A 12,647-nucleotide genomic window follows, 5' to 3' on the forward strand; every position below is an offset into this window, starting at 1 on the left:
CGGCTGGTGGCCAGCAGCCGCAGGCCGGGCAGTGCCCGCAGCAGCGCGTCGGCCAGCTCGGCGCCGGCCTCCACCAGGTGCTCGCAGCCGTCCAGGACCAGCAGCAGGCGCCGGCCCTCCAGCCGCTCGGCCAGGACGTCCAGCGGCGGACGGGCGGTGCCCTCGGCCAGGCGCAGCGCCTCCAGGACGGCGTGGCCGAGCAGCAGCGAGTCCTGCACCGGGGTCACGTCCACCAGCCAGGCGCCGTCCGGGAACGGGCCGGCCGCCAGCACCGCCGCGCGCAGGGCGAGCCGGCTCTTGCCCACGCCGCCGGGCCCGGTGACGGTCACCAGCCGGGCCGAGGCCAGCAGGCCGGCCAGTTCGGCCAGTTCGTCCTGCCGCCCGACGAACCCGGTCACCTCGGCCGGCAGCCGTCCCGGCTCCGGCTCGGGCGGCCCCGCCGCGGGCTCGCCGGCCCGTGCTCTCCGGTCCCCGGCCAAGGGCTGCTCCCCGTGCTTCCAGGCCGGACCGTCGCGGTCCGGGCGTGCGTCGGGCCGTCCGGGCGACGGCCTGCACGGCAGAACGAGGTGACCGGCCGGTAGGTTACGCGCGCGGATCGCACACCCGACCGGATCGCCGGGAAACGACCCGGTCCGGAAACCGGGCCCGGGCGCGATAGGGTTCCCCTGGAGAACAGCAAGGCGAGGGAGCGCGCAAAGGTGTCCGTGGGAGAGCTGGCCGGATTGCTCGTCGCCGTCTTCTGGGCGGTCCTGGTCACCCTGCTCGCCGTGGTGCTGGTCCGCCTCTCGCGGGTGCTCAAGGAGGCCACCGTCCTGGTCTCCGCGGTCACCGAGCAGGCCGTCCCGCTGCTGACCGACGCGGGCGCCGCGGTGCGCAGCGCCAACGAGCAGCTGGAGCGGGTCGACGAGATCACCGCCAACGTGCAGGACGCCGCCGCCAACGCCAACGCGCTCTCCTCCACCGTGGCCGCCACCCTGGGCGGACCGCTGGTGAAGGTCGCCGCCTTCAGCTACGGCGTGCGCAAGGCCGTCGCCCGGCAGCAGGGCGGTCTGTCGTCGGTGCCCGGGCAGGCCGGCGAGCGCGAGGAGCTGGCCCGGCTGATCCGGGCCGAGGTGCGCGCCGCGACCGCGCCCAGGAGCGGCCTGTTCTCCCGGGTCCGGCGCGCGGTGAGGGGCTGACGGCATGGTGCGACGCATCTTCTGGATGGCGGTCGGCGCCGGCGCCACCGTCTGGGCCATGAACAAGGCCAACGAGGCCGTGCACCGGCTCACCCCGGACAGCCTCTCCGGCACCGCCGCCCGCAGTGCGCTGCACCTGGGCGACCTGGCCAAGCAGTTCGCCCAGGACGTGAAGGCCGGCATGGCCGAGCGCGAGGAGCAGCTGAAGGACGACCTCGGGCTGCACGGCACCGCCGTGACGGAGCCCCGCGGCTCCCGCCCGCTGCCCGCCGCCCCGCACGGGCGGCGCTCCGCGCTGCCCCCCTCGGCGGAGCGGTACCGAGCTATCTCGGCGGTGCCCGGTAGCCCGGCCGCCGCCCTGCCTCCGTCCCGCACCCGCGCCGGATCCGACGGCGCCCGCACCACCCCCGAGACCACTGAAGAAACGCCCCGCCGCGCGCTGCCGCCGCGGGGCGGCACCCCGAACCGGAAGGACCACTAATGGAGTCGGCTGAGATCCGCCGCCGCTGGCTGCGCTTCTTCGAGGAGCGCGGCCACACCGTCGTTCCGTCGGCGTCCCTGGTCGCCGACGACCCCACCCTGCTGCTCGTCAACGCCGGCATGGTGCCGTTCAAGCCCTACTTCCTGGGCGAGGTCAAGCCGCAGTTCTCGCGCGCCACCAGCGTCCAGAAGTGCGTGCGCACCCTGGACATCGAGGAGGTCGGGAAGACCACCCGGCACGGCTCCTTCTTCCAGATGTGCGGCAACTTCTCCTTCGGTGACTACTTCAAGGAAGGAGCCATCAAGTTCGCCTGGGAGCTGCTCACCTCTCCCGTCGCGGACGGCGGCTACGGCCTGGAGAAGGAGAAGCTCTGGATCACCGTCTACAAGGACGACGACGAGGCCGAGCAGATCTGGCGTGACGTCATCGGCGTGCCCTCCGAGCGCATCCAGCGCCTGGGCATGAAGGACAACTTCTGGTCGATGGGCGTCCCCGGCCCGTGCGGCCCGTGCTCGGAGATCAACTACGACCGCGGCCCCGCGTACGGCGAGGAGGGCGGCCCGGCCGTCAACGGCGAGCGCTACCTGGAGATCTGGAACCTGGTCTTCATGCAGTACGAGCGCGGCCACGGCGACGGCAAGGACGGCTTCGAGATCCTCGGCGACCTGCCGAGCAAGAACATCGACACCGGCCTCGGCCTGGAGCGTCTCGCCGCCATCCTGCAGGGCGTCGACAACCTCTTCGAGATCGACACCAGCCGGATGATCCTCGACCGCGCCGCCGAGCTCACCGGCCACGCCTACGGTGCCGACCACAAGTCGGACGTCTCGCTGCGCGTGGTCACCGACCACATCCGCACCGCGCTGATGCTGGTGGGCGACGGCGTCTCCCCGGGCAACGAGGGCCGCGGCTACGTGCTGCGCCGCATCCTGCGCCGGGCCATCCGCAACATGCGGCTGCTGGGCGCCACCGAGCCGGTGGCCAAGGAGCTCATCGACGTCGCGATCAAGGCGATGGCCCCGCAGTACCCGGAGCTGGAGTCCGACCGCAAGCGCGTCGAGACGGTCGTCGTCGGCGAGGAGGCGGCCTTCCTCCAGACCCTGAAGGCCGGCACCAACCTGCTGGACGTCGCGGTCACCGAGACCAAGCAGTCCGGCGGCGCGGTGCTCTCCGGCGAGCAGGCGTTCAAGCTGCACGACACCTACGGCTTCCCGATCGACCTCACCCTGGAGATGGCCGAGGAGCAGGGCCTCCAGGTGGACGAGGCGGGCTTCCGCCGTCTGATGCAGGAGCAGCGGGACCGCGCCAAGGCGGACGCCAAGGCCAAGAAGATGGGCCACGCCGACGTCGCGGCGTACCGCGAGGTCGCCGACAGGTCCGGCGCCAGCGTCTTCACCGGCTACACCCTCACCGAGGGCGAGGCCACCGTGGTCGGCCTGCTGGTGAACGGTGTCCCGTCGCCGGCCGCCTCCGAGGGCGACGAGGTCGAGATCATCCTCGACCGGACCCCGTTCTACGCCGAGGGCGGCGGCCAGCTCGCCGACCAGGGCCGGATCCGGCTGGAGTCCGGCGCGGTGGTGGAGATCCGCGACGTGCAGAAGCCCGTCCCCGGTGTCGTGGTGCACTCCGGCGGGGTGCTGTTCGGCGAGGTCGTGCTGGGCGCCTCGGCGTACGCCACGATCGACACCGAGCGCCGCCGGGCGATCGCCCGCGCCCACTCGGCCACCCACTTGACCCACCAGGCGCTGCGTGACGCGCTCGGCCCGACGGCCGCCCAGGCCGGCTCCGAGAACGCCCCCGGCCGCTTCCGCTTCGACTTCGGCTCGCCCGCCGCCGTGCCCGGCAGCGTGCTGACCGACGTCGAGCAGAAGATCAACGACGTGCTGGGCCGCGAGCTGGAGGTCAGCGCCGAGGTCATGACGATGGACCAGGCCCGCAAGGCCGGCGCCATCGCGATGTTCGGCGAGAAGTACGGCGACGAGGTCCGGGTCGTCACCATCGGCGACTTCTCCAAGGAGCTGTGCGGCGGTACCCACGTCGGCAACACCGCCCAGCTGGGCCTGGTGAAGCTGCTCGGCGAGTCGTCGATCGGCTCCGGCGTGCGCCGCGTCGAGGCGCTGGTCGGCACCGACGCGTACAACTTCCTGGCCCGTGAGCACACCGTGGTCGCCCAGCTCACCGAGCTGGTCAAGGGCCGCCCGGAGGAGCTGCCGGAGAAGATCTCCGGCATGCTCGCCAAGCTCAAGGACGCCGAGAAGGAGATCGAGCGCTTCCGCGCCGAGAAGGTGCTGGCCGCCGCGGCGGGCCTGGCCGACTCGGCCGAGGATGTGCACGGCATCGCCGTGGTCGCCGCGCAGGTCGCCGACGGCGTGGGCGCGGACGAGCTGCGCAAGCTGGTCCTGGACGTGCGCGGCCGCCTCGGCGCGCGCCCGGCCGTGGTCGCCGCCTTCACCGTGGCGAACGACCGTCCGCTGACCGTGATCGCCACCAACGAGGACGCCCGCGGCCGCGGCATCAAGGCCGGCGAGCTGGTCAGGGTCGCCGCCAAGACCCTCGGCGGCGGCGGTGGCGGCAAGGACGACGTCGCCCAGGGCGGCGGCTCCGACGCGGCCGCGGTCGGCGAGGCCATCGCCGCGGTGCGCGGCCTGGTCGCGGAGCGCGCCAGCTGATGGAGCAGGAGGAGAGGCCCTTCCGGCGGGGGCGGCGGATCGCCGTCGACGTCGGGGACGCCCGGATCGGGGTCGCGTCCTGCGACCCCGACGGGGTGCTCGCCACACCCGTGGAGACCGTCCCGGCCGGAGTGAAGTCGCAGGCCAGGATCGCCGCCATCGTCGACGAGTACGGCGCGATGGAGGTGATCGTCGGGCTGCCGCGCTCGCTCAGCGGCAAGGAGGGCCCGGCGGCGGAGAAGGTCAGGGCGTACACGGCGCGGCTGGCCAACCGGCTCTACCCGGTGCCGGTGCGGCTGGTGGACGAGCGGATGTCGACCGTCACCGCGACCCACGGGCTGCGCGCGTCGGGGGTCAAGGCGAAGAAGGGCCGCTCGGTGGTCGACCAGGCTGCCGCGGTGGTGATCCTCCAGTCCGCCCTTGAGTCCGAACGGGTGAGCGGACGCCCGCCCGGTGAGAGCGTCGAGGCGGCCGGCTGACCGGTCTGATCTAACGTCCCGAAGAGGGGTCCGTGCGGACGCGTCCGCACGGACCCCTTTTTCGTTCGTTTCCATGTCCGTTTTGGATTGATTCGCGTCGATCCTGAACGCTCTGGGACCGCCGAGGGGACGCGAGCCATGACCGACCAGGACTTCCATCCGGGGCTCACGCCCGGGCACCTGGGTGCGCCGGTGCTGGAACCGGAGGGCCGCCCGCCGGGCGCGCCCCGTCCGCGCTTCGATGCGCCCGATCCGCACCGACGGCGTAACGGACTGGCCTGCGGGCTCACCGCGCTGGCGCTGATCGTGGTCTTCGGCGGGATCGGGCTGACCGGGTACACCTGGGTCCAGTCGCAGCGCAAGCCCCCGGTCGCCGCCGACTTCGCCGGGCAGGGCACCGGCAGCGTCCAGGTCTCGGTGCCGGAGGGCGCCGGCCTCGCCCAGATCGCGTCCGCGCTGGTGCGCAACGGGGTGGTGGCCAGCTCGCTCGCCTTCACCCGGGCCGCGAAGGGCAGCGCGGCGGCCGCCGGGCGGATCCAGCCGGGGACGTACACGCTCAGGCAGAAGATGTCGGCCGCGGCGGCGCTGGCGATCCTGATCGACCCGGCCAACGCCAACGGCCTGACCATCCCCGAGGGCTGGCGCGGCTACCAGATCTACGCGGCCATCGACAAGAAGCTGGACCTGCCCGAGGGCACCGCCCAGAAGACCGCCCAGGAGCAGGGCGCGGACCTCGGCCTGCCGGACTTCACCAACGGCAGCCCCGAGGGCTACCTGTTCCCGGCGACGTACAGCGTCACCGAGGGCACCACCGCCTTCGACCTGCTGAAGCAGATGGTGGACCGGGCCGGGAAGGAGTTCAGCCGGGACGACGCCACCGTGGTCGCGCAGAACCTCGGGCAGAGCGAGTACGGGCTGGTCACCGTGGCCAGCATGGTCCAGGGCGAGGCCGACAACACCGAGGACATGGGCAAGGTGGCCAGGGTGATCTACAACCGGCTGGCCAAGGGCATGCCCCTGCAACTGGACTCGACCATCAACTACGCGCTCGGCCGTTCGACCCTGAACACCTCGGTGACCGACACCAGGCTGGACTCCCCGTACAACACCTACCTGCACGCCGGGCTGCCGCCGAGCCCGATCTCCAACCCGGGGCGGCAGGCGATCATGGCGGCGCTGGACCCGACGCCGGGGGACTGGCTGTACTTCGTCACCGTGAAGCCGGGGGACACCCGTTTCACCGACAGCTTCGACGTGCAGCAACGCAACGTGGCGGAGTTCAACGCCAACCGGGCGGCGGCCAAGCCGAGCGCCCCGGGCTCCGGGGCCCCGTCGGCGCCGGGCGGGTCCGGCGCACCGTCCGGCGCCGGTGCGGCGACCCCGTGACGGTGCTGTGTGCCGTCGGTGAGGTCGCTCACTGACGGTGCGTCCGCCCGGCCGGGGGTGAGGCTGCGGTACGGTAACGTCTCCCTCCAGGCGCTGCGCTAGCACGCCGGTTCGAGAATCAGCCGGGACGGCGTCGTCCCGGACGGCCGGTTCGATCCTCCGGCCGTCACCGTCGGTTAAGGGGATCGATGACCGATCTGGGTGGGGGCTACGGCCCCCAGGGCGAGCCGTGGCACCCCGGTGATCCCGGGTACGACGGCCGGCAGCCGGTCCCCGGCCAGCAGGACGGCCAGTGGCAGCAGCAGTACCCGCAGCAGGTCCAGCAGCAGGGCCAGCAGGTCCAGCAGCCGTACGGGGACGTGCAGCAGGGGTACGCGCAGCAGCAGCCCCAGCAGTCCCAGCAGCAGCCCCAGCATCAGATGGCGCCGCAGATGCAGCAGCAGATGATGCAGCAGCAGGGCTACCCCCAGCAGCAGCCCCAGCAGCAGATGGCGCCGCAGCAGGGCTACCCCGATGGGCAGCAGGGCTACCCGCAGCAGATGCAGCAGCAGGGCTACGCCCAGCAGGGGTTCATGCAGGGCAGGCAGCCCCAGCACCCGATGCAGCAGGGCTACCCGCAGCAGGTGCCCCAGCAGCAGGCGCCGGCGCAGCAGCAGGGGATGCCCCAGCTCGGAATGCCCCAGCAGGGGATGCCGCAGCAGGCCGCGCAGTCCCAGCAGCAGGTGGCCCAACAGCAGCAGGCCCGGCAACAGCAGCAGGCCCGGCCGCAGCCGGCTCCGGCTCCCGCCCCGGCCGCGGGTCCCGGCCCGGACGGGATCGACTGGGAGGCCGAGGCCGCCGCGCTGGAGGCCGGCACCGACCCGGTCGGCGGAGCGCGCGAGGACGCCGCGGACGAGTGGGACGGCCACGAGGACGGCCGCCACGAGGACGGCGGGTACCTGGAGGAGCAGCCCGAGGCGGGCTTCCTCGGGGACCGGGACGACTCCCGCGAGGCCCAGAAGAAGCGCAAGGAGAAGGGCAAGAAGTCGGGCCGCCGCAACGGCGGCGCCTGCCTGCTGGTCGCGATGGTGCTGCTCGGCGCCATGGGCGGGGCCGGCTGGTGGGGCTACGGCTTCTACCAGGACCACTTCGGCCCGGCCCCGGACTTCACCGGCGAGGGCACCGGCTCCGTCCAGGTCGAGGTCAAGAAGGGCGCGGTCGGCGGGCAGATCGGCCTGGTGCTGAAGAACGCGGGCGTGGTCAAGAGCGTCGACGCCTTCACCGGCGCCTGCAACGCCGAGCCCAAGTGCGGCACCATCCAGTACGGCTACTACGGGCTGAAGAAGGAGATGCCGGCCGCGGCCGCGCTCAAGGAGCTGCTCGCCCAGGCGGGCGGTGCGGCGATCGTGGTCCCGGAGGGCAAGAACTCCACCGAGATCTACACCCTGATCGACACCAAGCTGAAGCTCCAGCAGGGCACCACGGCGGGCGTCGCCAAGGCCCAGGTCAACGACCTCGGCCTGCCGCCGTACGCGAATGGCAACCTGGAGGGCTTCCTCTGGCCGACCCGCTACAACATCGCCGAGGGCATGAAGCCCGAGGACCTGCTCAAGCAGATGGTGAAGAACGCCACCGAGAAGTACGCCAACCTGGACTCCCAGGCCGCCTCGGTGGGCCTGAAGACGGGCTACGAGGTACTCATCGAGGCGAGCATCCTCCAGCGCGAGGGCAACAACGCGGCGGACTTCGCCAAGATGGCCAAGACCATCCAGAACCGGCTGGCGGCCGGTGGCGAGATCAACCACCGGCTCGGCATGGACACCACGCTCCAGTACTCGTTGAACCGCAAGGAACTCAACAAGAAGGACATGGACGACGCGTCCAACAAGTACAACACCTACATCAACCAGGGCCTGCCGCCGACGCCGATCGCCAACCCCGGCGACGACGCGCTCAACGCGGTGCTGCACCCGGCGGACGGCAAGTGGCTCTACTTCATCGCGATGTCCCCGACCGAGACCAGGTTCGCGGAGACGAGCAAGGAGCACTACGCCAACGTCAAGGAGTACTGCACGGCGGCCGGGCAGAACTTCGACGAGGCCCGTGGCCACTGCACCACCAAGTAGCAACGGCCGGAAGACAGTTCGCGGAGAGACAGCCTTGACCAGCAAGCACCGGGCAGCCGTACTCGGCTCGCCGATCGCCCACTCGCTCTCGCCGGACCTGCACCGGGCCGCCTTCGCGGCGCTCGGGCTGGACGGCTGGCGCTACGACCGCTTCGAGGTCGACGAGGCCGGGCTGCCGGGGTTCGTCGCCGCCCTGGACGAGGCCGAGTGGGCGGGGCTGTCGCTCACGATGCCGCTGAAGCGGGCGATCGTCCCGCTGCTCGACGAGGTCAGCGCGACGGCCCGCTCGGTGGACGCGGTGAACACGGTGGTCTTCACCGCCGACGGCCGGCGCACCGGGGACAACACCGACGTCCCCGGGCTGGTCAACGCGCTGCGCGAGCGCGGGATCACCGAGGTGCCAGAGGCGGCCGTGCTGGGTGCCGGGGCGACCGCCTCCTCGGCGCTGGCCGCGCTGGCCCAGGTGTGCACCGGCGAGGTGACGGTCTACGTGCGCAGCGCCGAGCGGGCCAGGGAGATGGCCGAGCTGGGCGAGCGGCTGGGCGTGGCCGTCCGGACCGCGGACTGGGAGCGCGGGGCCGGGGCGCTGGCCGGGCCGCTGACCGTCTCCACCACGCCGGCCGGCGCCACCGACGTCTTCGCCGACGGGCTGCCCGCAGGGCCGGGCGCGCTGTTCGACGTGCTGTACCACCCCTGGCCGACGGCGCTGGCCGCCGCCGTGGCCGGGCGCGGGGCGACCGTCCTGGGCGGGCTGGACCTGCTGGTGCACCAGGCGGTGTTGCAGAGCGAGGCCTTCACCGGGCGGGCCCCCGGGCCGCTGGCGGCGATGCGCGAGGCGGGGGAGAAGGCGCTCGCCGGCCGCTGAGCCGGGCGGCCCGGCCGTAGGGCGGGGGGCAGGGCCCGTCCTGCGACCGGTTTCCCGGCCGGATGGTGGCCGGTCGCCGTCCGTCACGCGGACTGTGCCGCCGGGTGCTCCTGGGGCATGAAAGGATTCAGCCACAAGGCACGCCCGGGCGGCCCCGGCGGTGCCGAGGCCGGTCCGCTGATGAAGGAGCTCCGTTGGGTACGTTGCGCTGGCTCACCGCGGGGGAGTCGCACGGCCCCGCACTCGTCGCGACGCTGGAAGGCCTGCCCGCCGGTGTACCGGTCACCACCGACCTGGTGGCCGACGCGCTGGCGCGCCGCCGGCTCGGTTACGGTCGCGGGGCGCGGATGAAGTTCGAGCAGGACCAGGTGACCTTCCTCGGCGGCGTCCGGCACGGCCTGACCATGGGCAGCCCGGTCGCGGTCATGGTCGGCAACACCGAGTGGCCGAAGTGGGAGCAGGTCATGTCGGCCGACCCGGTCGACCCCGAGGTGCTGGCGGGCCTGGCCCGCAACGAGGCGCTCACCCGCCCCCGGCCCGGTCACGCCGACCTGGCCGGCATGCAGAAGTACTCGATCGACGAGGCCAGGCCGATCCTGGAGCGCGCCAGCGCCCGGGAGACGGCCGCCCGGGTCGCGCTGGGCGCCGTCGCCCGCTCGTACCTGCGCGAGGTGGCCGGGATCGAGATCGTCAGCCACGTGGTCGAGCTGGCCGCCGCCAAGGCGCCGGCCGGCGTGGTCCCGCTGCCCTCGGACGAGGCCGCGCTGGACGCCGACCCGGTGCGCTGCCTGGACGCCGACGCCTCGAAGGCGATGGTCGCCGAGATCGACCAGGCCCACAAGGACGGCGACACCCTGGGCGGCGTGGTCGAGGTGCTCGCGTACGGCGTGCCGGTGGGCCTCGGCTCGCACGTGCACTGGGACCGCCGACTGGACGCGCGGCTGGCCGCCGCGCTGATGGGCATCCAGGCGATCAAGGGCGTCGAGGTCGGCGACGGCTTCGAGCTGGCCCGGGTGCCGGGCTCCCAGGCGCACGACGAGATCGTCCCGACCGCCGAGGGCGTCAAGCGCACCTCCGGCCGCTCCGGCGGCACCGAGGGCGGCCTGTCCACCGGCGAGGTGCTGCGGGTGCGCGCCGCGATGAAGCCGATCGCCACCGTGCCGCGGGCGCTCCAGACCCTGGACGTGCGCACCGGCGAGCCGGCCAAGGCGCACCACCAGCGCTCGGACGTCTGCGCGGTGCCGGCCGCCGGCATCGTCGCGGAGGCGATGGTCGCGCTGGTGCTGGCGGACGCGGTCAGCGAGAAGTTCGGCGGCGACAACGTCGCCGAGACCCGTCGCAACGTGCAGGGCTACCTCGACAACCTGATCATCCGATGACCTATCCAGTTGTCGTGCTGGTCGGCCCGCCCGGCAGTGGCAAGTCCACCGTCGGGCGGGTCCTGGCCGAGCGCCTGGGCGTCGGCTTCCGGGACACCGACGCCGACATCGAGGCGACGGCCGGCAAGCCGATCCCGGACATCTTCGTCGACGAGGGCGAGCCGCACTTCCGTGAGCTGGAGGCGGCGGCCGTGCGCGCCGCCACCGAGGGGCACGACGGGATCCTGGCGCTCGGCGGCGGCGCGGTGCTGGCCGAGGCCACCCGCGCGCTGCTGCACGAACTGCCGGTGGTCCTGCTGGAGGTCCCGCTCGCCGACGCGGTCAAGCGGGTCGGCCTGGACGCCCCGCGCCCGCTGCTGGCCGTCAACCCGCGGGCCCGCTGGCGCGAGCTGATGGAGGCCCGCCGCCCCCTCTACCTGGAGGTGGCCACCGCCGTGGTCGACACCGCCGGGCGCACCCCGGAGCAGGTCGCGGACGCCGTACTGGAAGCACTGGAGCTGAAGACCCCCCATGACTGACACCACCGTCAGGATCCACGTCGGCGGCAGCGCCGGCCACGACCCGTACGACGTGCTGATCGGGCACCAGCTGCTCGGTGAGCTGGCGCCGCTGATCGGTCCCCGGGCCAAGCGGGTCGCGATCATCCACCCGGAGGCGCTGGCCGCCACTGCCGACGCCGTCCGCGAGGACCTGGCCGGCGAGGGCTACGAGGCCATCGCGCTCCAGGTGCCCAACGCCGAGGACGCCAAGAGCGCCGAGGTCGCCGCGTACTGCTGGTCGGTGCTCGGACAGACCGGCTTCACCCGCAGCGACGTCGTCGTCGGCCTCGGCGGCGGCGCCACCACCGACCTGGCCGGCTTCGTGGCCGCCACCTGGCTGCGCGGGGTGCGCTGGATCTCCATGCCCACCACGCTGCTCGGCATGGTCGACGCGGCGGTCGGCGGCAAGACCGGCATCAACATCGCCGAGGGCAAGAACATGGTCGGCGCCTTCCACCCGCCGGTGGGCGTGCTGGCCGACCTCGGCACCCTGGAGACCGTGCCGAAGCACGACTACGTCTCCGGCCTCGCCGAGGTCATCAAGTGCGGCTTCATCGCCGACCCGGCCATCCTCGACCTGATCGAGGCCGACCCCGAGGGCGCCAAGACCCCGGCGGGCCCGCACACCGTCGAGCTGATCCGCCGCGCCATCCAGGTCAAGGCCGACGTGGTCTCCGGGGACCTCAAGGAATCTGGGCGCCGCGAGATCCTCAACTACGGCCACACCCTCGGCCACGCCATCGAGCGCAACGAGCGGTACAAGTGGCGGCACGGCGCCGCGATCTCCATCGGCATGGTCTTCGCCGCCGAACTCGGCCGGCTGGCCGGGCGGCTGGACGACGAGACGGCCGACAGGCACCGCACCGTGCTGGCCTCGGTCGGCCTGCCGCTGAGCTACCGGGCGGACGCCTGGCCGAAGCTGCTGGACGCGATGAAGATCGACAAGAAGTCCCGCGGCGACCTGATCCGCTTCATCGTGCTGGACGGCCTGGGCAAGACCTCCGTGCTGGAGGGCCCCGACCCGTCCCTGCTGGTCGCCGCCTACGCGGAGGTCTCGGCGTGACCAGGGTGCTGGTGCTCAACGGCCCCAACCTGGGCCGGCTGGGCAGCCGCGAGCCGGACGTCTACGGCGCCACCTCGTACGCCGGACTGGTCGAGCGCTGCACCGCGCTCGGCCGGGAGTTCGGCTTCGAGGTCGAGGTGCACGAGACCAACTCCGAGCAGCAGATGGTGGAGTGGCTGCACGAGGCGGCCGACGGGCAGCTGCCGGTGGTGATCAACCCCGGCGCGTTCACCCACTACTCGTACGCGATGCGGGACGCCGCCGCCCAGCGCACCGCGCCGCTGATCGAGGTGCACATCTCCAACCCGTACGCCCGGGAGACCTTCCGGCACACCTCGGTGATCGCCGCGGTGGCCTCCGGCACCATCGCCGGATTCGGGCTCGGCTCCTACGAGCTGGCGCTGCGTGCGCTGGCCGAGCAGCTCACCACGCGCTGAGGGTACGGGCGGTGGCCCGGCGGCGGACTGTGCCCGCTGCCGGGCCTCCGTGTAGTGTCCCCGCTG

At 72.9% G+C, this 12,647-nt stretch carries 11 protein-coding genes and 1 pseudogene; 11 read left to right on the forward strand and 1 reads right to left on the reverse strand.

Annotated elements, in window-relative coordinates; all coding sequences use genetic code 11:
• A pseudogene (locus BU198_RS14235) lies at positions 1-479 on the reverse strand (hypothetical protein); the annotation flags it as partial.
• A gap of 219 nt (positions 480-698) precedes the next feature.
• Between BU198_RS14235 and BU198_RS14240 the strand changes: the two are divergent.
• The 11 genes from BU198_RS14240 (at position 699) to aroQ (ending at position 12,581) form a co-directional block, all read left to right on the forward strand.
• The gene (locus tag BU198_RS14240; protein WP_188297207.1) at positions 699-1,178 is read left to right on the forward strand and encodes a DUF948 domain-containing protein; all 480 of its coding nucleotides are present in this window, start codon (positions 699-701) and stop codon (positions 1,176-1,178) included.
• A 4-nt stretch (positions 1,179-1,182) separates the two neighbouring features.
• Positions 1,183-1,659, forward strand: coding sequence for a DUF6167 family protein (locus BU198_RS14245; protein ID WP_188297208.1), 477 nt, complete (start codon positions 1,183-1,185; stop codon positions 1,657-1,659).
• Positions 1,659-4,328 (forward strand): alanine--tRNA ligase, encoded by a 2,670-nt coding sequence (alaS, locus tag BU198_RS14250; protein WP_188297209.1) that lies wholly within the window; start codon positions 1,659-1,661, stop codon positions 4,326-4,328. Before BU198_RS14245 ends, alaS begins: the two co-directional genes overlap by 1 nt.
• Positions 4,328-4,807, forward strand: a complete 480-nt coding sequence (gene ruvX / locus BU198_RS14255) for a Holliday junction resolvase RuvX (RefSeq protein WP_188297210.1) — start codon at positions 4,328-4,330, stop codon at positions 4,805-4,807. The genes alaS and ruvX overlap by 1 nt, the downstream gene beginning before the upstream one ends.
• 138 nt (positions 4,808-4,945) lie before the next feature.
• Complete coding sequence (mltG, locus tag BU198_RS14260; protein ID WP_188297211.1) at positions 4,946-6,193, forward strand: endolytic transglycosylase MltG; 1,248 nt, start codon at positions 4,946-4,948, stop codon at positions 6,191-6,193.
• Between the two features lie 188 nt (positions 6,194-6,381).
• Positions 6,382-8,298, forward strand: coding sequence for an endolytic transglycosylase MltG (gene mltG / locus BU198_RS14265; protein WP_188297212.1), 1,917 nt, complete (start codon positions 6,382-6,384; stop codon positions 8,296-8,298).
• Positions 8,299-8,332: 34 nt separating this feature from the next.
• A complete protein-coding gene (locus BU198_RS14270) occupies positions 8,333-9,163 on the forward strand; it encodes a shikimate dehydrogenase (protein WP_188297213.1) in 831 nt (276 codons plus the stop codon).
• A gap of 194 nt (positions 9,164-9,357) precedes the next feature.
• Positions 9,358-10,542, forward strand: coding sequence for a chorismate synthase (gene aroC / locus BU198_RS14275; RefSeq protein ID WP_188297214.1), 1,185 nt, complete (start codon positions 9,358-9,360; stop codon positions 10,540-10,542).
• Entirely contained in the window at positions 10,539-11,060 is a 522-nt protein-coding gene (locus BU198_RS14280) for a shikimate kinase (protein ID WP_188297215.1), read from the forward strand. Before aroC ends, BU198_RS14280 begins: the two co-directional genes overlap by 4 nt.
• Positions 11,053-12,144 carry a 3-dehydroquinate synthase gene (aroB, locus tag BU198_RS14285; protein WP_188297216.1) on the forward strand — a complete coding sequence of 364 codons (1,092 nt, stop codon included), beginning with the start codon at positions 11,053-11,055 and terminating at the stop codon, positions 12,142-12,144. The genes BU198_RS14280 and aroB overlap by 8 nt, the downstream gene beginning before the upstream one ends.
• Positions 12,141-12,581, forward strand: coding sequence for a type II 3-dehydroquinate dehydratase (gene aroQ, locus BU198_RS14290; RefSeq protein ID WP_188297217.1), 441 nt, complete (start codon positions 12,141-12,143; stop codon positions 12,579-12,581). The genes aroB and aroQ overlap by 4 nt, the downstream gene beginning before the upstream one ends.
• The last annotated feature ends 66 nt before the right edge of the window (positions 12,582-12,647 follow it).

The organism is Streptomyces sp. CBMA156 (assembly GCF_014596515.1).
Lineage (GTDB): Bacteria > Actinomycetota > Actinomycetes > Streptomycetales > Streptomycetaceae > Kitasatospora.